Annotated in this window: 1 pseudogene; it reads left to right on the forward strand. The window is 50.3% G+C overall.

The features are described 5' to 3' along the window. A pseudogene (locus OGY13_RS00015) lies at positions 1–433 on the forward strand (IS110-like element IS5075 family transposase); the annotation flags it as partial. Positions 434–545 lie beyond the last annotated feature (112 nt).

Genomic DNA, 545 nt, shown 5'->3' on the forward strand with positions numbered 1-545 from the left:
GATTAAAGATCTGGAATCTCAGTTGAAACGAAAGTTGGACGAAGATGAGGTTGGACAGCGCTTGCTGAGTATTCCCTGCGTTGGAACGCTGACTGCCAGTACTATTTCAACTGAGATTGGCGACGGGAAGCAGTACGCCAGCAGCCGTGACTTTGCGGCGGCAACAGGGCTGGTACCCCGACAGTACAGCACGGGAGGTCGGACGACATTGTTAGGGATTAGCAAGCGGGGCAACAAAAAGATCCGAACTTTGTTGGTTCAGTGTGCCAGGGTATTCATACAAAAACTGGAACACCAGTCTGGCAAGTTGGCCGACTGGGTCAGGGAGTTGTTGTGTCGGAAAAGCAACTTTGTCGTCACCTGTGCTCTGGCAAACAAGCTGGCCAGAATAGCCTGGGCACTGACGGCGCGACAGCAAACTTACGAAGCATAAAGGCAGAAATACACCAGTTTAAACAATCATTCATCTGGTTTTGCGAATACTGATATTGATGATACTAACGGCCCACCGGCCTGTTGAGGAACCTGTAAAACGGAAAGGCTCA

It is taken from the genome of Citrobacter sp. Cpo045, from assembly GCF_030332875.1.
GTDB classification, from domain to species: Bacteria; Pseudomonadota; Gammaproteobacteria; order Enterobacterales; family Enterobacteriaceae; genus Citrobacter; species Citrobacter portucalensis.